Genomic DNA, 17,380 nt, shown 5'->3' with positions numbered 1-17,380 from the left:
GGCCCGCGCATCGCGCGGGCCGCTCTCCATGTTCGTCCTATTCGGACCAGGCGTTCCAGGTCGCGATCTGGTCGCGGACCTGGGCCAGCTGGTCGGCCACGGCCTTCGGGCCGGTCGAGCCCGGGGTGGTGCGGCCCGCGAGGGCGCCGTCCACGTCGAGCACGGCCTTGACCGACGGGTCGAGGTGCGGGGAGATCGACGCGAAGTCGGCGTCGGCGATCTCGTGCAGCTCGATGCCGCGGGACTCGCAGTGGGCCACGCAGGCGCCCGCGATCTCGTGGGCCGAGCGGAACGGGATCCCCTTGCGCACCAGCCAGTCCGCGATCTCCGTGGCGAGGCTGAAGCCCTTGGGGGCCGACTCGCGCGGGACCTCGGTGTTGAACCGCATGGTCGCGACCATGCCGGTCACGGCCGGCAGCAGCAGCGCCAGGTTGTCCAGGGAGTCGAAGACCGGCTCCTTGTCCTCCTGGAGGTCCTTGTTGTACGTGAACGGCAGGCCCTTGAGCGTCACCAGGAGCGCGGTCAGGTTGCCGACCAGGCGCCCCGACTTGCCGCGGGCCAGCTCGGCCACGTCCGGGTTCTTCTTCTGCGGCATGATCGACGAGCCGGTCGAGAACGCGTCGTCCAACGTGACCCAGCCGAACTCCTGGCTCGACCACAGGATGACCTCCTCCCCCAGGCGGGAGAGGTGGATGCCGATCATCGAGCACACGAACAGCAGCTCGGCCGCGAAGTCGCGGTCGGAGACGCCGTCCATCGAGTTCGCCGCCGGCGCGTCGAAGCCGAGCTCCTCGGCGACGGCGACCGGGTCGAGCGGCAGCGAGGAGCCCGAGAGCGCCCCCGAGCCCAGCGGCGACACCGCGGCCCGCTTGTCCCAGTCCCGCAACCGGTCCAGGTCCCGCAGGAGGCCCTGGGCGTGCGCGAGGAGCTGGTGCCCCAAGGTGACCGGCTGCGCGTGCTGGAGGTGCGTCATGCCCGGCGCCGGAGCGTCCACGAGCCCCTCGGCCTGCACGGCCAGCGCGTCCACGAGCGCGGTCACGTCGGCGGCGAGGCCGCGGGCGTGGTCGCGGCAGTACAGGCGCAGGTCGGTGGCGATCTGGTCGTTGCGGCTGCGGCCGGCGCGGAGCTTGCCGCCGAGGTCGCCGAGGCGCTCCACGAGGCCGCGTTCGAGCGCGGTGTGGACGTCCTCGTCGGCGATGGTCCCGGTGAAGGTCCCGTTCGCGACGTCCTCGCCGAGGCCGTCCAGGGCGGACAGCATCTGCGCGAGCTCGTCATCGGTCAGCAGCCCGGCGCGGTTCAACACGCGCGCATGGGCTTTGGAGGCTTTGAGGTCGTACGGGGCGAGCCGCCAGTCGAAGCCGATCGAGGCGTTGAGCGCTTCGAGGGCCGCGGCGGGGCCGCCGGTGAAGCGGCCTCCCCACAGTTTCGCCATTACTCGGCCTCGGCCTTGATCCGCTCGTTCCGGGCGGCGGCGAGCTTGGCCGGGAGGCTCCACAGCTCGACGAAGCCGCGCGCGTTGGACTGGTCGAACGCGTCGCCCTCGTCGTAGGTGGCCAGGTCGAAGTCGTAGAGGCTGGCCTCGGAGCGCCGGCCGGTGACGGTGGCCTTGCCCGCGTGGAGGGTCAGCCGGACCTCGCCGGTGACGTGGGTCTGGACGTCGTTCACGAACGCCTCCAGGCTGTTCTTCAGCGGCGAGAACCAGAGCCCGTCGTACACGAGCTCGCCCCAGCGCTGGTCCACGGTCCGCTTGAACCGGGCCTGCTCGCGCTCGATGGTGACGTTCTCCAGCTCCATGTGCGCGGCGATCAGGGTGATGCCGGCCGGGGACTCGTAGACCTCGCGGGACTTGATGCCGACGAGCCGGTCCTCGACCATGTCGATCCGGCCGATGCCCTGGGCGCCGGCCCGGTCGTTGAGCTCCTTGATGAGCTCGAACGCGGACTTCTTGACGCCGTCGAGCGCGACGGGCTTGCCGGACACGAAGGTGATGACGACCTCGTCGGGCTCGCGCTCCTCGGCCGGGTTCTTCGTGTAGTCGTAGATGTCCTCGATGGGGCCGTTCCAGATGTCCTCAAGGAAGCCGGTCTCGACGGCGCGGCCCCACAGGTTCTGGTCGATCGAGTACGGGGACTTCTTGGTCACGTCGATGGGGAGGTTCTTCTCCTCGGCGAACGCGATGGCCTTGTCGCGGGTCCAGGCGAAGTCGCGGGCCGGGGCCACCACCTTGAGGTGCGGGGCGAGGGCGGCGAGGCCGGCCTCGAACCGGACCTGGTCGTTGCCCTTGCCGGTGCAGCCGTGGGAGACGATCGTGGCGCCGTGCTTCTCTGCGGCGGCCACGAGGTGCTTCACGATGAGCGGCCGCGACAGGGCGGAGACGAGCGGGTAGCGGTCCATGTAGAGGGCGTTCGCGGCCACGGCCGGGAAGCAGTAGTCGGCGGCGAACTCCTCGCGCGCGTCGATGATCTCGGCGGCGACGGCGCCGCAGCCGAGGGCCCGCTGCTTGATGACCTCCATGTCCTCGCCGTTCTGGCCGACGTCGATGGCCACGGCGATCACTTCGGCGTCGAGCTGCTCGGCCAGGTACGGGATCGCGACGGACGTGTCGAGGCCGCCGGAGTAGGCGAGCACTACCTTCTCGGTCATTTCAGTTTCTCCTTGTTTCCTTTAAAAGGCATGGCCTCAATAGTGGTGGCGTGGTAGGGGTCTGGCGCTTTGCCGGCCCAGGTAAGAAATTGGTCCGCGATCTGGGTCCCGAGGACCCCGTCGCGGGCGATGACGGCGATCGTGTCGTCCCCGGCGATGGTGCCGATGACGTCGGCGAGGCCGGAGCGGTCGATCGCACTGGCGAGGTACTGGGCCGCGCCGGGCGGGACGCGCAGGACGGCCATGTTCGCCGAGTGGTCGGCGCCGACGAGCAGTTCGCGCAGGAGCCGCTGGAGGCGGTCGGGGGCGGCCTCGGCGTCGCGAAGGGGCCGTTCGCCTTCCGCGAAGATCGAGTAGACCGCGGAGCCGCCGTCGGTGCCGCGGACCTTGACGGCGCCGAGCTCTTCGAGGTCGCGCGAGAGCGTGGCCTGCGTGGCCTCGATCCCGTCGGCGGCCAGGAGCGCGGCGAGCTCGGTCTGGGAGCGGATGGCGCGGGTCGAGATCAGCTCGACGATGCGCGCCTGCCGCGCGGCTTTGGTGGTCGGCTGGTTCACTGCGACTCCCGCAGGAGCCAGGCGAGGAGGGCCTTCTGGGCGTGGAGGCGGTTCTCGGCCTGGTCGAAGACGCGCGAGTGCGGGCCGTCGATCACGTCGTCGGTGATCTCCTCGCCGCGGTGGGCGGGGAGGCAGTGGAGGACGATCGCGTCGTCGGCGGCGTGCGCGAGGAGGTCGGCGTTGAGCTGGTACGGGTGAAGGTCGCCGAAGCGCTTCGCGCTGTCGGCCATGCCCATCGAGACCCATGCGTCGGTGGAGACGACGTCGGCGCCGGCGACCGCTTCGACCGGGTCGGCGGTCACGGTGACGGACCCGCCGGTGGCGGCGTTGATCTGGGCGGCGCGCTCCAGGACCTCGTCGGCGGGCTGGTAGCCCGCGGGGGCGCCGATGCGGACGTGCATGCCGGCGAGGGAGGAGGCGATGACCGTGGAGTTGCCCATGTTGAACGCGGCGTCGCCGACGTAGGCGATGCTGGTTCCCTTGAGCGGCTTGTGCTCGGCGATGGTCTGGAGGTCGGCCAGGAGCTGGCAGGGGTGCCAGCCGTCGGTGAGCGCGTTGACGACCGGGACGGTGGCGTGCTCGGCCAGCTCGGCGATCCGGTCGTCGCCGAAGGTGCGGATCACGATCGCGCTGACGTACCGGGAGAGGACCCGGGCGGTGTCGGCGACGGTCTCGCCGCGGCCGAGCTGGGTGGCCTGGGCGTCGATGACGACCGAGTGGCCGCCGAGCTCGGCGATGCCGATGTCGAAGGACAGCCGGGTCCGGGTGGAGGGCTTCTCGAAGATCACCGCGACGGACTTGGGGCCCGCGAGCGCGGGGTGCCCGTAGCGGTCGCCCTTGAGCTTGGCGCCGAGGTCGAGGACCTCGGCCTGCTGGGCGGGGGTCAGGTCGTCGTCTTTGAGGAAGTGCTGAACGGTCACGGTCGACCTCCGGGTGCGGGAAGGACGGCGTCGAGGGCCTGGACGAGCTTGTCGCAGAAGGTGTCGAGCTCGGCCTGCGAGACGGTGAGCGGGGGCGCGATGCGGATCGTGTCGGGCCGGGGCGCGTTGGCGAGGACGCCGAGGCCGATGAGGTGCGCGACGATGTCGGCGGCGACGGGCTCGGTGAGGGCGATGCCCCGCCACAGGGCCTGGCCGCGGACCTCGGTGACGCGGGGGTCGGCGAGGAGCCGGGTTTCGAGGTGCGCGCCGAGGGCGAGGACGTTGTCGAACAGGTGCTCGCGCTCGATCGTGTCGATCACGGCGAGGGAGGCCGCGCACGCGATCGGGTTGCCGCCGAAGGTGGAGCCGTGGACGCCGGGGGCGAACAGGGCCGCGGTCGCCTCGGTGGCGAGGACCGCGCCGATGGGGACGCCGCCGCCGAGGCCCTTCGCGAGGGTCACGGCGTCGGGCACGATGCCTTCGGCGTGGTGGGCGAACCAGGCGCCGGTGCGCCCGAACCCGGACTGGATCTCGTCGAGGATCAGCAGCGCGCCCGCGTCGGCGGTGAGTTCCCTTGCGGCCTTGAGGTATCCGGCCGGGGCGGGGACGACGCCGGTCTCGCCCTGGGTGGGCTCGAAGAACACGGCGGCGACGGTGTCGTCGACGGCGGCCTTGAGGGCGTCGATGTCGCCGTAGGGCACGAACACGACGTCGCGGCCGAAGGGCGCGAACGGCTCGCGGATCGCGGCCTTCCCGGTGATCGACAGGGCCCCGAGGGACCGGCCGTGGAAGCCGTGCTCGGTGGCGACGATCTTCGACTTGCCGGTGGCGGTGCCGTGGAGGATCGCGAGCTTGAGCGCGGCCTCGTTGGCCTCGGTCCCGGAGTTGCACAGGAAGACCCGGCCGGGGTTGCCCCACAGTTCGAGGAGCTTCTCGGCGAGCTCGACCTCCTTCTCGTGCAGGAAGAGGTTCGAGGTGTGCGCGAGCCGCGCGGCCTGGCCGCCGACGGCCTCGACCAGCGCGGGGTGGTTGTGGCCCAGGCTGGAGACGGCGATGCCGCCGATCATGTCGAGGTAGGCGTTGCCGTCCACATCGGTCACGGTGGTGCCGTCGCCCTCGCGGAGGGCGACGGGCGGGAGCCCGTAGTTGCCCATGAGCGCCTTGGAGTACCGGGCCTTGATCTGCTCCGAATAGGTCATGCCTTCTCCTCGACCATGGTGCCGACGCCGTCGGTCGTGAAGATCTCCAGCAGGGTCGAGTGCGGGACCCGGCCGTCGATCACGTGCGCCTGGGGGACGCCGCCCTTGACCGCGCGCAGGCACGCCTCCATCTTCGGGACCATGCCCGCCTGAAGGGACGGGAGGATGTCCGCGAGGTGGTCGGTGGTGATCTGCCGCAGCAGCGAGCCCTTGTCCGGCCAGTTCTCGTACAGGCCTTCGACGTCGGTGAGGACGATGAGCTTCTGCGCGCCGAGCGCCTCGGCCAGCGCGGCCGCGGCGGTGTCTGCGTTGAGGTTGTAGAGGACCCCGTCGTGGTCGAGCGCCACAGTGGAGACCACGGGGATGCGCCCGGCGTCGATGAGGTCGTCGACCGCGGCGGTGTTGACCGAGGCGACGTCGCCGACCCGGCCCACGTCGACCTGCTCGCCGTCGACGTCGGCCCAGCGGCGCTTGGCGGTGAACAGCTGCGCGTCCTCGCCGGACATGCCGACCGCGAACGGGCCGTGGTTGTTGATGAGCCCCACCAGTTCCCGGCCGACCTGGCCGACCAGGACCATCCGGACCACGTCGGCGGCCTCGGGGGTGGTGACGCGCAGGCCGCCCTTGAACTCGGAGGCGATGTCGAGCTTCTTGAGCATCGCGGAGATCTGGGGGCCGCCGCCGTGCACGACGACCGGCTTGATGCCGACGTAGTGCAGGAACACCATGTCCGCGGCGAACGCGGCCTGGAGCTCGGGGTTGATCATGGCGTTGCCGCCGTACTTGACGACCACGATCGAGCCGGTGAAGCGCTGGAGCCACGGCAGGGCCTCGATGAGCGTCTCGGCTTTGCCGAGGGCCGCTTGGAGGTGCGGGGCGAGGTCTTCGATACTGCTCATGTGCTGTACGCCGAGTTCTCGTGAACGTAGTCGTGGGACAGGTCGTTGGTCCAGATCGTGGCCGACGCGGCGCCGTGGTGGAGCTCGATGTCGATCTTCACGTCGCGGCCCTTGAGGTCGACCAGGTCGCGCGGCTCGCCCGCGGCGCCGGCCTTGCAGATCCACACGCCGTTGACGGCGACGTCGACCGCGTCGGCGTCGAAGGGCGCCTTGGAGGTGCCGACGGCGGCGAGGATGCGGCCCCAGTTCGGGTCGGAGCCGAACAGGGCGGTCTTGACGAGGCTGTCGCGGGCGACGATCCGGGCGACCTCGACGGCGTCGTCCTCGGTCGCGGCGCCCGAGACGGTGATCGCGACGTCCTTCGTGGAGCCCTCGGCGTCCGACAGGAGCTGGTGCGCGAGGTCCCGGCAAAGGTCGGTGAGCGCGGAGATGAACTCGTCGGCCTCGGCCTCGACGCCGGAGGCGCCCGAGGCGAGCAGGAGCACGGTGTCGTTGGTCGACATCGAGCCGTCCGAGTCGAGCCGGTCGAACGAGTACCGGCAGGCGGTGCCGAGCGCGGTGTCGGCCAGCGGGGCGTCGACGACCGCGTCGGTGGTGAGGACGACGAGCATCGTCGCCAGGCCGGGGGCGAGCATGCCCGCGCCCTTGGCGATGCCGCCGACGGTCCAGCCCGCGGCGGTGGTGATCGCGGCGTTCTTCGGCAAGGTGTCGGTGGTCATGATCGCGTAGGAGGCCTGGACGCCGCCGTCCGGGGCGAGCGCGGCGGCGGCCGCGTCGACGCCCGGCAGGAGCTTGCCCATGGGGAGCCGCTCGCCGATGAGCCCGGTCGAGCAGACCGCGACTTCGATTGCGCCGCAGCCGAGGGCCGCGGCGGTCTTCTCTGCGGTGGCGTGCGTGTCCTGGAAGCCCTCGGGCCCGGTGCAGGCGTTCGCGCCGCCGGAGTTGAGGACCACGGCCTTGAGCGCGCCGGTGGTGAGGACCTGCTGGGACCACTTGACCGGGGCGGCCTTGACGCGGTTGCCGGTGAAGCGGCCCGCGGCGACCTGGAGCGGGCCGTCGTTGACGACCAGGGCCATGTCGGGCTTTCCGGAGGCCTTGAGGCCCGCGGTGACGCCGGAGGCCTTGAAGCCCTTCGCGGTGGTGACGGTCACGGCGCTACCCCGTTCACGGTGAGTCCGGCGGCCTCGGGGAGGCCGAGCATGAGGTTCGCGCACTGCACGACCTGCGCGGCCGCGCCCTTGCCGAGGTTGTCGATGGCCGAGGTGACGACGATCCGGCCGGAGTCCTTGTCGACGGTGCCCTGGAGCTGGACGGCGTTGGTGCCGTAGACCGAGGCGGTCGCGGGCCACTGGCCCTCGCGCAGGACGTGCACGAAGTGCTCGCCGTCGTAGGCCTTCGCAAGGGCCGCACGCACATCGGCGGCGGTGACCTCGGCGGTCGCCTTGGCGGTCACCGTGGAGAGGATGCCGCGCGACATCGGCGCGAGCAGCGGGGTCATCGAGACCGACGCGGCGCCGCTGGCCTGCTTGATCTCGGGGACGTGCTGGTGGGCGCCGACCTTGTAGGCGCTGATCGAACCGGTGACCTCGGAGGCGAGGAGGTTCTTCTTGGGGGCGTTCCCGGCCCCGGAGGTGCCGGAGGCGGCGATGACGACGACGTCCTCGGGCGAGGCGATCCCGGCGTCCAGGAGCGGCCGCAGCGCGAGGATGGTCGCGACGGCGTAGCAGCCGGTCGCGGCGACCCGGTCGGCCGCGGCGATCTTCTCGCGCTGGCCGGGGAGCTCGGGGAGGCCGTAGGTCCAGGCGCCGGCGTGGGGGCCGGAGTAGTAGGACTCCCAGGCGGCGGCGTCTTCGAGCCGGTGGTCGGCGCCGAGGTCGACGACCTTCTGCCCGGCGGGCAGCTGGGCGGCGAGCGCGGCGGACTGGCCGTGCGGGAGGGTCATGATCACCAGGTCGGCCTCGGCGAAGGCCTCCGGGGAGGTCGGGGTGAAACGTCGGTCGCCGTACGCGGAGAGGTGGGGGTGGACTGCGGTGATGTACTCACCGGCGTTGCTGTGCGCGCCCGCGGCGACGACGTCGAGCTGCGGGTGGTCGGCCAGCAGCCGCAGCACCTCGCCTCCCGCGTAGCCGCTGGCACCCGCCACGGCGACCTTGAACGTCACTGGAAACCTCCGTCTTGAATGACTATGCAGAGAACTGTATCAGCATTCAGACGGAGGTGGAAAGCGGTATTCCGCGTCGTGGGATGTGACTATCGCCCCTGTTCGCGGGCGTAGATGGCCGCTGGCCGCCAAGGCCCCGCCCTGCTCTCAGCGTGCCTGCTCGCGCGCAAAGATTGCGGCTTGGACGCGGCTCGTGAGGCCGAGTTTCGCGAGGACGCGCGTGACGTGGGATTTCACCGTGGCTTCGGCCATGCCGAGCTCGGCGGCGATCTCGGCGTTCGACATGCCCTCGCCGATGAGGGCCAGCACCTCGGTCTCGCGCGGGGTCAGGCTCGCCACGCCCGCGCCGTCGACCTCGATCGGAGCATAGGCCGGGCGCGAGCGCGCGAACTCGGCGATGAGGCCGCGGGTGACCGCGGGCGAGATGAGGCCGTCCCCGCGCGCGATGGTGCGGACAGCCTCCACGAGGGTCTCGGCGTCGGCGTCCTTGAGCAGGAACCCGCTCGCGCCGGCGCGGAGCGCGTCGAAGACGTTCGCGTCGTCGCCGTATGAGGTGAGGACGAGGACGTCGGCGGTGCCGCGCAGCTCGGCGGCCGCGGCGATGCCGTCCTTGCGGGGCATCCGCACGTCCATGACGACCACATCGGGGTGGAGTTCCCTCGCGAGCGCGACCGCCTCGACGCCGTCGGCGGCCTCGCCGACCACCTCGATGTCGTCGGCGCTGTCGAGGAGCATCCGCAGCCCGGCGCGCACGGCCGCATGGTCGTCGGCCAGCAGAACTCTAGTCATTCAGTTACTCCTGTCGGGATCTCGGCTCGGACCGTCCATTTCCCGCCGTCCGGCCCGGCGTGCACCTTACCGCCCAGTATGCGGACCCGCTCGGTCATCCCGATCAGACCCGACCCGGCGCCGGGGACGGCTTCCCCCTTGTCCCCCAAGGCGTTCACGATCGTGACGACGAGCGTCCCCGGCGCGAACGCCACGGTCGTCTCGGCGTCGCAGCCGTGCTTGAGGGCGTTCGTGAGCGCCTCCTGGACGACCCGGTACGCGGTCAGCTCGACCTCGCCGGGCAGGTCGCGCGCCTCGCCCTCGACGTGGAAGTCGACCTTGAGGCCGACCGCGCGCATCCGCTCGGCCAGCTCGGGGATCTGGTCGATCCGGAACGACGCCAGCTCCTCCCCCTCGTCCCCGGCCCGCAGGATCCCGATGATGCGGCGCAGCTCGGCGAGGCCGTCGACGCTGGAGGTGCGGATCGCGTCGATCGAGGCGCGCACCTTCTCGGAGTCGAGGTCCTTGCGGGACTGGAGGGCCGTGGACTGGAGCGCGATCGCCGAGAGGTAGTTCGCGACCGTGTCGTGCAGCTCGCGGGCCATGACGGTGCGCTCGCGCAGGACGGCCTCACGGCGGCGCACGTCGGCCAGGCGCACCGCCTGCTCGGCGCGCTCGCGCTCCAGCTCGGCCCGGTCGTGGGCCTGGCGCACGATCACGCCGGTCGCGACCGGCGACAGCAGGACCACCGCGCCGACCGCGATCGTGGTGAGCACCCCGACCGCCTCGGCGCCGTCGAGGTAGGTGAGCCCGCCGAGGAGGACCACGCCCACGGTCACGGCCGGGATGAGCACGCGCACCCCGCGGCGGGGCCCGTAGCGCGCGAACGCGTAGAGGTTGTCGGTGAAGACGCAGACCGTGGCGAAGGTGAGCCCGATGCCGATCTCGATGCCGATGCCGGCCGCGCCGAGCGCGAGGCACCAGCCCGGCGCGGCCCGCCGGATCACCACGCCGATGCAGGTCAGCGCCAGCGGGATCAGGCGCACCAGGACCGGGACGCCCTCCAGGTACCGCTCGAAGCTGCCGAGTCCGATCAGGACCGCGCCGATCGCGAACAGGAGCACGGCGGCGACGAGGTCGCCTCTGCGGACGCGTCTGAGGAGGCCGGGCGGACTGGTCATGCCCCCATCCCATCACGTGCGGGCGCCCGCGGCCTCAGTCCAGGAGGGGAACCGGCCTCCGACTTTGGTCGCACCCAGCGCGCCCCACCGGACCAGGAAGGTCCATCATGTTCGGGTGACCCAACCGAATCCTCCCCAGTTCCGTCCCGAATGGGAACGGTACAGCGGGGTGCTGCGCAACCTCGTGATGGGCAACGCGTTCCTCGCGTTCGCGCTCGAAATGGCCATGCTCGTGTTCGTCGCCTGGTGGGCCCTCGCCCTCGACGACGCGCTGTGGACGCGGCTGCTGATCGCCGTCGCCGCCGTGGGCGGGCTGATCGTCCTGTGGGGCGCGTTCGCGTCGCCGAAGGCCCGCGTGCCGCTGCCGACGGCCGGCACGGTCGCGGTCAAGGCGGTCGCGTTCGGGTCGGGCGCGGCCGCGCTGTGGGGACTGGGCCTGCCGGCCGCGGCGATCGCGTTCGCGGTGCTCGCGGCGGCGAACACCGCGGTGACGACCTACGTCAGAAGAGACCGAGCAGCGTGATCGCGTAGTCCCAGGTCGAGTCGTCGGTGGGCAGGTCGTCGAGCTCGTTCACCATGGCGCCGAACATGCTCACCCAGAACACGAAGTAGAGGATCCAGAACACGATCGAGGCGACGCCGATCCAGCCGAGGACGACCCCGGCGGTCGCGAAGCCCGAGCCGCCTTCGCCGGTCTCGGCGATCTGGCGCTTGGCGATCATGCCGAAGATGAGGCCGAGGACGCCGATGGGGTTGCACGCCCCGACGATGCCGAGGACGAGCGCGGCGATCGACATCCCGTTGATCGGCGGCGGCGGGACGTACGGGTAGCCGTACGGCGGCGGCGGATAGGCCCCGTAGGGCGCGTACGGCGGGGCGGGCGGCTGCGGGGGCGGCTGGTGCGGCTGCTGCTCGGGGTTGAGCGGGTCGGGTGTGGACATCACGGGCACCTCTCGGTCGTTCCTGGCACGCCCTCAGCTTAAGTGCTCCTCGCCCGCCGCGGGTTCCACGACGGCCGGGGCGTCGACGGCCTCGCGCTCGGCCCGCTCCCGGTCGAGCAGCGGCGTGCAGACCCGCCACACGAGCGCGGCCACGGCCCAGCCGGTCGCGGCGCCGCCGATCGTGTCGGTGAGCCAGTGCGCGTGCTGCCAGGTGCGCGCGCCCATCATGAGCACGGTCAGGAACACCGCGACCGGCCACCAGGCCCGCAGGTGCCGCGCCGGGATCCACACGACCGCGACGATCACCACGAACGCGGCCATGCGGGCCGAGTGCCCGGACGGGAACGCCCAGGAACCGGTGTCCACCATGACGTCCAGGGGCCGCGGGCGCTCGCCGACCAGCTTGATCAGCTCGACCACGAGCGAGGTCGCGGCCACGGCCGCGCACGCGAACACCGCCGAGCGCCAGCGCCGGGCGATGAGCAGCGCGACCACGGCGATCGCCAGGAGCGCGAGGCCCGGTTCGCCGCCGAGGCGGTTGAGGAGCTGGGCGAGCTGCCAGCGCAGGCCGTCGGCGGGCCCGCCGACCAGGTCGTTCCAGGACTCGTCCAGGCCCTGCCAGGGCGGGGTCCCGGGGGCGGCGAGGCGGACCCACAGCGCGTCGCCGAGGACCCCCAGCGGGACCAGGACCGCCAGTACGAGTGCCAAGCGGGACTTCGGGAAGCCGTTGGGAGTCATGGGCGGCATGGTATCCGGGAGAGCCTTCAGCAGAACGGCCAGGACGTGCATTCGCTGGTGGTCTCCTCCGGCTCCGAGGTGGTCGGGTCCGGCTCCTCGGGTTCGGAGGTGGTCGGGTCGGGTTCGGGCTCCTCGGTGGTCTCCTCGGCCGAGCTGGAGGACTCGGACTCGCTCGGGGAGGACGAGCCGGTGCACGCGGCGTCGTCGGGGTTGGCCTGGCAGTACTCGCCGGAGGGGTCGACCGAGCCGTCGTCGCCGAGCCCGGCGGTGAGGTCCTCGCCGGCCCCGGAGGCGCCGGGGAGGTCCTCGGCCTCGTAGCCGTTGGCCTCGATGGCGGTGTCGATGACGTTGCGCCACAAGGAGACGCCGCCGGCGTCGGCGGCGGCGCCGTTGGCCCAGGCGGCGACGCTGAGCTGCGGGATGGCGCCGACGAACCAGGACTCGGTGGTCTGGCCGTGGAAGTCGGCGGCGACGCCGAAGAAGTCGCGGTCCTCGATGGCCTCGCTCTCGCCGAGGCCGATGTACTGGAGGTCCTGCGCGGTGGTGTCGGCGAGGGCCTGGTTCGTGCGCACGTCCTGCGCGGGCTCGATCTCGCGGTCCGAGGAGTCGAGGACGGCGCCGACGAAGTGCGTCTCGGCGTACTTCCCGCCCGCGGCGATGGTCGCGTAGACGCTGGCCATGTCGACCACCGGGACGGGGTACGTGCCGAGGTCGGAGGCGGTGAGGCCCGCGTAGTCGCCGGAGCCGAGGTCGCGGACGGTGCCTTCGGCGTCGGCGATCGCGGTGAGGCCCATGCCGTTCGCGAGGTCGAGGACGGTCTCGACGCCGTACTCGCCGGCGACGGTGTCCATGGCCCCGTCGTGGCCGTCGCTGACGGCCTGCGCGAGGGTGACGTCGACGTCGTCGTCGGCCCACCAGGACTCGATGGACGCGCCCGCTTCGAGGGCGGTGGCGGCGGTGATCATGTCGAACACGGCGGCGGGCGGGTGCGGGGAGGCGGCGCCGACGAGGTCGGCGCCGGTCTCGGGGTCGGTCCCGGCGTAGCACAGGACCGCGCCGGTGCCGGGTTCGATCGCGGCGACGCCGGTCTGGCCGGAGGCGTCCTCGGCGGCGTCCTGGAGGGCCTTGTCGAGGGTGAGGACGACGCGGTAGCCGTCGGGGCGGGCGGCCTCGTCGTAGAGCTGGTCGGCGGTGATGCCGTAGCGGGTCTCCAGCTCGGCGTAGATCAGGTCCGCGAGGGCGGTGTGGGTGCCGGGGAAGTCGGCGGGGAGGGCGCGGCCGTCGTTGTAGAGGAGCGCGGCGTTCTCGGCGTCGTCGCCGGCACCGCCGCCGGGGAGGTTGCCGAGGACGATGGACACGCCGATGGCGACCACGAGTGCGGCCGCGCCGCCGACGACGAGGTGCATCTTGGTGAATCGCATGTCGCGCAGCCGCTCCGGGAGCGAGGTCGCGGCGCGGCGGGCGCCGAGGTACGCGAGTCCGGCCCGGTGCAACCCCGGCGGTCCGCCCTCCGAGCCGGTCCGCCTCAGCCGCCTGCCAATGCGAGAGGGGTTCCCGTTATTCACACCACGTACCTTAAAAGGCGCGGACCATGCGACATGCCGCGGCTCCGGCTTTATGACGAAATCACCGGCGTTTCGAACACGCAGTAAGGGCGCGGTGCCACCGTGGTGACACCGCGCCCCGAATCAGCGTGTTACCGCTATTCGCGCAGTCCCGCTCCGAACCGCTCGGCGGCGACCGCGACGGCGGCGTCGCGCACGGCGACGCCCTCCTCGTTGGTCAGGGTCCGGTCGGCCGCGCGCAGCTCCAGCTTGAACGCCAGGGACTTGCGGCCCTCGCCGAGCTTCGCGTCCCGGTAGACGTCGAACAGGCGCACCGAGTCGAGCAGCTCCCCGGCGCCTTCGCGCAGGGCCGCTTCGACCTGCCCGGCCGGGACGGCCTCGGCCACGACCACGGCGACGTCGATGAGCGTCGCCGGGAAGTGCGAGATCACCGGCGCGGGCGCCAGGTCGGGCAGCGGCAGCGCGGTCAGGTCGAGCTCCATCGCGGCGGTGCGGCGCGGCAGCCCGAGGCGGTCGCACACCTCCGGGTGCAGCTCTCCGGCGTGGCCGACGACGGCGCCGTCCACACGCAGCTCGGCGCAGCGGCCCGGGTGCCACGGCGCGGCCTCCCCTTGGGCGACTTGGAGTTCCACGCCCGCGGCCTCGGCCACGACCTCGGCGGCCTCGACCGCGTCGGCCCAGTCGACGGCGCGACCGGGCGAGTCGACCCCGGCGGGGACGGCCTGGCCGCACAGGACCGCGGCGACGTGCCGCGGCTGCACCGGCAGCCGCCGGATCGCGGCCGCGATGGACTCGTCCTCGGGTCGCTTGGACACCGGGAGGTGCACGACTTCGAGGTCGGTCCAGCCTTCAGCGGGCTGGAAGACCAGGCCCTCCTCGAAGACCGCGAGATCCTTCGCGCCGCGCGCGAGGTTGATGCGCACGGCGTTCACCAGGCTCGCGAGCACGGTGGCCCGCAGCAGCGGCGCGGCGTCGTCGAGCGGGTTGAGCACCGCGACGGCCTCGCGCTGCGGGTCCTTCTCGTCCAGTCCCAGCTCGTCGGCGCGCTCGCGCGAGACGAACGGGAACGTGTACGTCTCGGTGAACCCGTTGTCCGCCAAGGCCTGCGCCACGCGGCGGCGGCGCCGCTGCGCGGAGGTCAGCCCGGTCCCGGCGATCGCGCGCGGCGTCGCCGAGGGGACGTGCGCGTAGCCGTGCAGCCGCACGACCTCCTCGACCAGGTCGGCCGGGTCGGTGATGTCGGGGCGCCAGGACGCGGGCGTCACGGTCAGGACGTCGCCGCCCTCCACAGTGCACCCGGAGGCTTCGAGCATGGACACGACCGTGGCGCGGTCGTAGTCGACGCCGACGAGCCGCGAGGGCAGGTCGACCGGCAGCTCGATCGGCGCGATCGGGGCGCGGCGGTCGAGGTCGACGACCTCTTCGACGAGCGTGCCGCCGCCGTACTCGACCAGGAGGTCGGCCGCGCGCTGGGCGGCGAGCAGCGAGATCGCCGCGTCCGCGCCGCGCTCGTAGCGCTTGGACGCCTCCGAGGTGAGCCTGTGGCGGCGCGAGGTGCGGGCGATCGAGGTCGGGTCCCAGTGGGCCGCTTCGATGAGCACGTTCCGCGTGCCGGGCACGACCTCGGAGGTGAGGCCGCCCATGACCCCGGCCAGCGAGAGCGGGCCGGTCGCGTCGCAGATGACCATGTCCTCGGGGTCGAGCTTCCGCTCCACGTCGTCGAGGGTCTTCAGCGTCTCGCCCGGGTTCGCGCGGCGCACCACCAGGACGTCTTCGAGGGCGTCCCGGTCGAAGGCGTGCAGCGGGTGGCCCAGTTCGAGCATCAGGTAGTTCGTGACGTCGACCGCGAGGCCCAGCGGGCGCATCCCGGCCTGCACCAGGCGCTTCGCCATCCACTCGGGAGCCTCGGCGTTCGCGTCCACGTCGCGCACCTCGCGCAGCGTGAAGCGCGTGCAGCCGTCGGTCTCCACGCGGACGGGGTACGGCGGGTGCTCGGTGGCCTTCGGCTCGGCGGCCTTCGCCGCCGGGTCGGTGAAGGCGACGCCGAGGCGGTGCGCGACCTCGCGGGCGATGCCGCGCACGGAGAAGCAGTAGCCCATGTCCGGGGTGATCGCGAGTTCGAACACGACGTCGTCGAGGCCGACGATCGCGCGCGCGTCCTCTCCCACGATCCCTTCGTCGAGGACGATGATGCCCTCGTGGTCGTCGGAGACGCCCAGCTCGCGGGCCGAGCAGATCATGCCGTCGGACAGGCGCCCGTAGGTCTTGCGCGAGCCGATCTTGAAGCCGCCGGGCAGCTCCGCGCCCGGCAGCGCGACCACGACGAGGTCGCCCTCGTTGAAGTTCCGTGCGCCGCAGATGATCGAGCGCGGCTCGGCCTCGCCGACCTCCACCTGGCAGTGGCGGATCGGCTTCTTGAACTCGGTGAGCTCCTCGATCGAGGCGACCCGGCCGACCACGAGCGGGCCGGTGACGCGACCGCGCAGGTCGTCGACCTCCTCGACTTCGAGGCCCGACTCGACCAGCGCGGCGTCGAGCGCCTCGGTGGACAGGTCGGCGGGCAGGGCGGCGTACTCGGCGAGCCAGGAAACGGGAATCCTCATCGTCTACTCCTCCACTCGCAGGCCGGCGGGGAACCGGACGTCGCCGTCAATGATGTCGCGCAGGTCGGTGATGCCGTGGCGCAGCATGAGCGCGCGTTCGACGCCCACGCCGAACGCGAAGCCCGAGTACACGTCGGGGTCGATGCCGCAGGCGCGCAGCACGCGCGGGTTGACCATGCCGCAGCCGCCCCACTCGATCCAGCGGGCGCCGTCCTTGTGGGCGGTGAACCAGACGTCGATCTCGGCGCTGGGCTCGGTGAACGGGAAGTACGAGGGCCGCAGGCGCGTGATCGCGTCCTCGCCGAACACGGACTTCGCGAAGTGGTCGAGGGTGCCCTTGAGGTCGGCCATGGTGATGCCCTCGTCGACCACGAGGCCCTCGGTCTGGTGGAACACCGGCGAGTGCGTCGCGTCGACCTCGTCGGTGCGGTACACGCGGCCCGGCGAGACCGCGTAGATCGGCGGCTCCTGCGTGAGCATGGTGTGGATCTGCACCGTGGAGGTGTGGGTGCGCAGCACCATGTTCGACCCGTACCCGCCCTTGCCGTCGGCGATGTGGAACGTGTCCATCATGGTCCTGGCCGGGTGGTCGGGGTGGATGTTCAGGGCGTCGAAGTTGAACCACTCCAGCTCGACCTCGGGGCCCTCGCCGATCTGGTAGCCCATGGCGACGAACAGGTCCGCGATGCGGTCCATCTGCACGTTGATCGGGTGCCGGGCGCCCTCGCGGCGCCGGGGCGTGCGGGCGGTGACGTCGACGGTCTCCTCGCGGAGGATGCGGGCCGCCTCGGCGGCCTTGAGGATCTCCTCGCGGGCCTCGTAGACGGCCGTGATCTCGGAGCGGGCGGCGTTGACGTTGCGGCCGGCCTCTCCGCGCTCGGGGCCTGGGATCGAACCGATCGCCCTGCGGGCCAAGGACACCGGCGACTTGTCGCCGAGCGTCGCGGACTTCGCGGCGGACAGTTCGTCGAGGTTCGCGGCCGACTCGATGGCGGCGGCGGCGTCTTTCACGGCCCTCGCAAGGGCCTCGGGCTGGAGCAGGCCAGCCTCGTTCTCAGTGCTCATTCGTCTCTCTCCTGGCGGGACCACAAGAAGTCTAGAAAAGACGCGCGGCGGGGCCGCAGCCCGCTGGGGAGACGCAGACGGCTAGGCGTCCGGCCCGCACCCGGCGGGCTGGATAAATTCGCGGCCGTAAGACATGAGCCCAT

Annotated in this window: 16 protein-coding genes; 1 reads left to right on the top strand and 15 read right to left on the bottom strand. The window is 72.0% G+C overall.

Annotated features, from left to right (window positions below; all coding sequences use genetic code 11):
* Positions 1 to 37: 37 nt before the first annotated feature.
* The 10 genes from argH to DI269_RS22990 form a co-directional block, all read right to left on the bottom strand.
* Positions 38 to 1,432, bottom strand: a complete 1,395-nt coding sequence (gene argH, locus DI269_RS23035) for an argininosuccinate lyase (RefSeq protein ID WP_112140321.1) — start codon at positions 1,430 to 1,432, stop codon at positions 38 to 40.
* A complete protein-coding gene (locus DI269_RS23030; protein ID WP_112140319.1) occupies positions 1,432 to 2,643 on the bottom strand; it encodes an argininosuccinate synthase in 1,212 nt (403 codons plus the stop codon). The genes argH and DI269_RS23030 overlap by 1 nt, the downstream gene beginning before the upstream one ends.
* A complete protein-coding gene (locus DI269_RS23025) occupies positions 2,640 to 3,197 on the bottom strand; it encodes an arginine repressor (protein ID WP_112140317.1) in 558 nt (185 codons plus the stop codon). The genes DI269_RS23030 and DI269_RS23025 overlap by 4 nt, the downstream gene beginning before the upstream one ends.
* Complete coding sequence (gene argF, locus DI269_RS23020; RefSeq protein WP_112140315.1) at positions 3,194 to 4,117, bottom strand: ornithine carbamoyltransferase; 924 nt, start codon at positions 4,115 to 4,117, stop codon at positions 3,194 to 3,196. Before argF ends, DI269_RS23025 begins: the two co-directional genes overlap by 4 nt.
* Positions 4,114 to 5,316 carry an acetylornithine transaminase gene (locus tag DI269_RS23015; RefSeq protein WP_112140313.1) on the bottom strand — a complete coding sequence of 401 codons (1,203 nt, stop codon included), beginning with the start codon at positions 5,314 to 5,316 and terminating at the stop codon, positions 4,114 to 4,116. Before DI269_RS23015 ends, argF begins: the two co-directional genes overlap by 4 nt.
* Positions 5,313 to 6,215 (bottom strand): acetylglutamate kinase, encoded by a 903-nt coding sequence (gene argB / locus DI269_RS23010; protein ID WP_112140311.1) that lies wholly within the window; start codon positions 6,213 to 6,215, stop codon positions 5,313 to 5,315. Before argB ends, DI269_RS23015 begins: the two co-directional genes overlap by 4 nt.
* Positions 6,212 to 7,366 carry a bifunctional glutamate N-acetyltransferase/amino-acid acetyltransferase ArgJ gene (gene argJ / locus DI269_RS23005; protein ID WP_112140309.1) on the bottom strand — a complete coding sequence of 385 codons (1,155 nt, stop codon included), beginning with the start codon at positions 7,364 to 7,366 and terminating at the stop codon, positions 6,212 to 6,214. The genes argB and argJ overlap by 4 nt, the downstream gene beginning before the upstream one ends.
* Positions 7,363 to 8,376: an N-acetyl-gamma-glutamyl-phosphate reductase gene (gene argC, locus DI269_RS23000; RefSeq protein ID WP_112140307.1), complete on the bottom strand. Its 1,014-nt coding sequence runs from the start codon at positions 8,374 to 8,376 to the stop codon at positions 7,363 to 7,365. The genes argJ and argC overlap by 4 nt, the downstream gene beginning before the upstream one ends.
* 147 nt (positions 8,377 to 8,523) lie before the next feature.
* Positions 8,524 to 9,165, bottom strand: coding sequence for a response regulator (locus tag DI269_RS22995; protein ID WP_112140305.1), 642 nt, complete (start codon positions 9,163 to 9,165; stop codon positions 8,524 to 8,526).
* Positions 9,162 to 10,325: a sensor histidine kinase gene (locus DI269_RS22990; RefSeq protein WP_115509864.1), complete on the bottom strand. Its 1,164-nt coding sequence runs from the start codon at positions 10,323 to 10,325 to the stop codon at positions 9,162 to 9,164. Before DI269_RS22990 ends, DI269_RS22995 begins: the two co-directional genes overlap by 4 nt.
* Before the next feature lie 115 nt (positions 10,326 to 10,440).
* On the opposite strand from DI269_RS22990, the gene DI269_RS27310 reads away from it, so the two are divergent.
* Positions 10,441 to 10,848: a YrdB family protein gene (locus DI269_RS27310; protein ID WP_157975172.1), complete on the top strand. Its 408-nt coding sequence runs from the start codon at positions 10,441 to 10,443 to the stop codon at positions 10,846 to 10,848.
* Here DI269_RS27310 and DI269_RS22980 read toward each other — a convergent pair.
* The 5 genes from DI269_RS22980 to pheS all read right to left on the bottom strand — a co-directional run bounded on the left by DI269_RS22980 (position 10,826) and on the right by pheS (position 17,237).
* Positions 10,826 to 11,266 carry a DUF4190 domain-containing protein gene (locus DI269_RS22980; RefSeq protein ID WP_112140333.1) on the bottom strand — a complete coding sequence of 147 codons (441 nt, stop codon included), beginning with the start codon at positions 11,264 to 11,266 and terminating at the stop codon, positions 10,826 to 10,828. The two genes, DI269_RS27310 and DI269_RS22980, sit on opposite strands and share 23 nt — an antisense overlap.
* Before the next feature lie 33 nt (positions 11,267 to 11,299).
* On the bottom strand, positions 11,300 to 12,004 hold the full coding sequence (locus DI269_RS22975; RefSeq protein WP_157975171.1) for a phosphatase PAP2 family protein: 705 nt from the start codon (positions 12,002 to 12,004) through the stop codon (positions 11,300 to 11,302).
* A 26-nt stretch (positions 12,005 to 12,030) separates the two neighbouring features.
* Complete coding sequence (locus DI269_RS22970) at positions 12,031 to 13,497, bottom strand: serine hydrolase family protein (protein WP_112140295.1); 1,467 nt, start codon at positions 13,495 to 13,497, stop codon at positions 12,031 to 12,033.
* Between the two features lie 209 nt (positions 13,498 to 13,706).
* Positions 13,707 to 16,172 (bottom strand): phenylalanine--tRNA ligase subunit beta, encoded by a 2,466-nt coding sequence (gene pheT / locus DI269_RS22965; RefSeq protein ID WP_112140293.1) that lies wholly within the window; start codon positions 16,170 to 16,172, stop codon positions 13,707 to 13,709.
* Positions 16,173 to 16,175: 3 nt separating this feature from the next.
* Positions 16,176 to 17,237, bottom strand: coding sequence for a phenylalanine--tRNA ligase subunit alpha (gene pheS, locus DI269_RS22960; RefSeq protein WP_112140290.1), 1,062 nt, complete (start codon positions 17,235 to 17,237; stop codon positions 16,176 to 16,178).
* Between the last annotated feature and the right edge of the window lie 143 nt (positions 17,238 to 17,380).

This window comes from Glycomyces dulcitolivorans, assembly GCF_003265355.1.
Lineage (GTDB): Bacteria > Actinomycetota > Actinomycetes > Mycobacteriales > Micromonosporaceae > Glycomyces > Glycomyces dulcitolivorans.
The sequence above is the reverse complement of the archived record's forward strand: the minus strand, read 5'-3'. Positions and strand labels throughout refer to the sequence as shown.

Bases quoted from the DNA above. Each gene is read 5' to 3' on its own strand.
- pheS (WP_112140290.1), bottom strand. From the start codon at position 17,237: ATGAGCACTGAGAACGAGGCTGGCCTGCTCCAGCCCGAGGCCCTTGCG.
- argB (WP_112140311.1), bottom strand. From the start codon at position 6,215: ATGAGCAGTATCGAAGACCTCGCCCCGCACCTCCAAGCGGCCCTCGGC.
- DI269_RS22975 (WP_157975171.1), bottom strand. From the start codon at position 12,004: ATGACTCCCAACGGCTTCCCGAAGTCCCGCTTGGCACTCGTACTGGCG.
- pheT (WP_112140293.1), bottom strand. From the start codon at position 16,172: ATGAGGATTCCCGTTTCCTGGCTCGCCGAGTACGCCGCCCTGCCCGCC.
- DI269_RS22980 (WP_112140333.1), bottom strand. From the start codon at position 11,266: ATGTCCACACCCGACCCGCTCAACCCCGAGCAGCAGCCGCACCAGCCG.
- DI269_RS22995 (WP_112140305.1), bottom strand. From the start codon at position 9,165: ATGACTAGAGTTCTGCTGGCCGACGACCATGCGGCCGTGCGCGCCGGG.
- DI269_RS22990 (WP_115509864.1), bottom strand. From the start codon at position 10,325: ATGACCAGTCCGCCCGGCCTCCTCAGACGCGTCCGCAGAGGCGACCTC.
- argH (WP_112140321.1), bottom strand. From the start codon at position 1,432: ATGGCGAAACTGTGGGGAGGCCGCTTCACCGGCGGCCCCGCCGCGGCC.
- DI269_RS23030 (WP_112140319.1), bottom strand. From the start codon at position 2,643: ATGACCGAGAAGGTAGTGCTCGCCTACTCCGGCGGCCTCGACACGTCC.
- DI269_RS23015 (WP_112140313.1), bottom strand. From the start codon at position 5,316: ATGACCTATTCGGAGCAGATCAAGGCCCGGTACTCCAAGGCGCTCATG.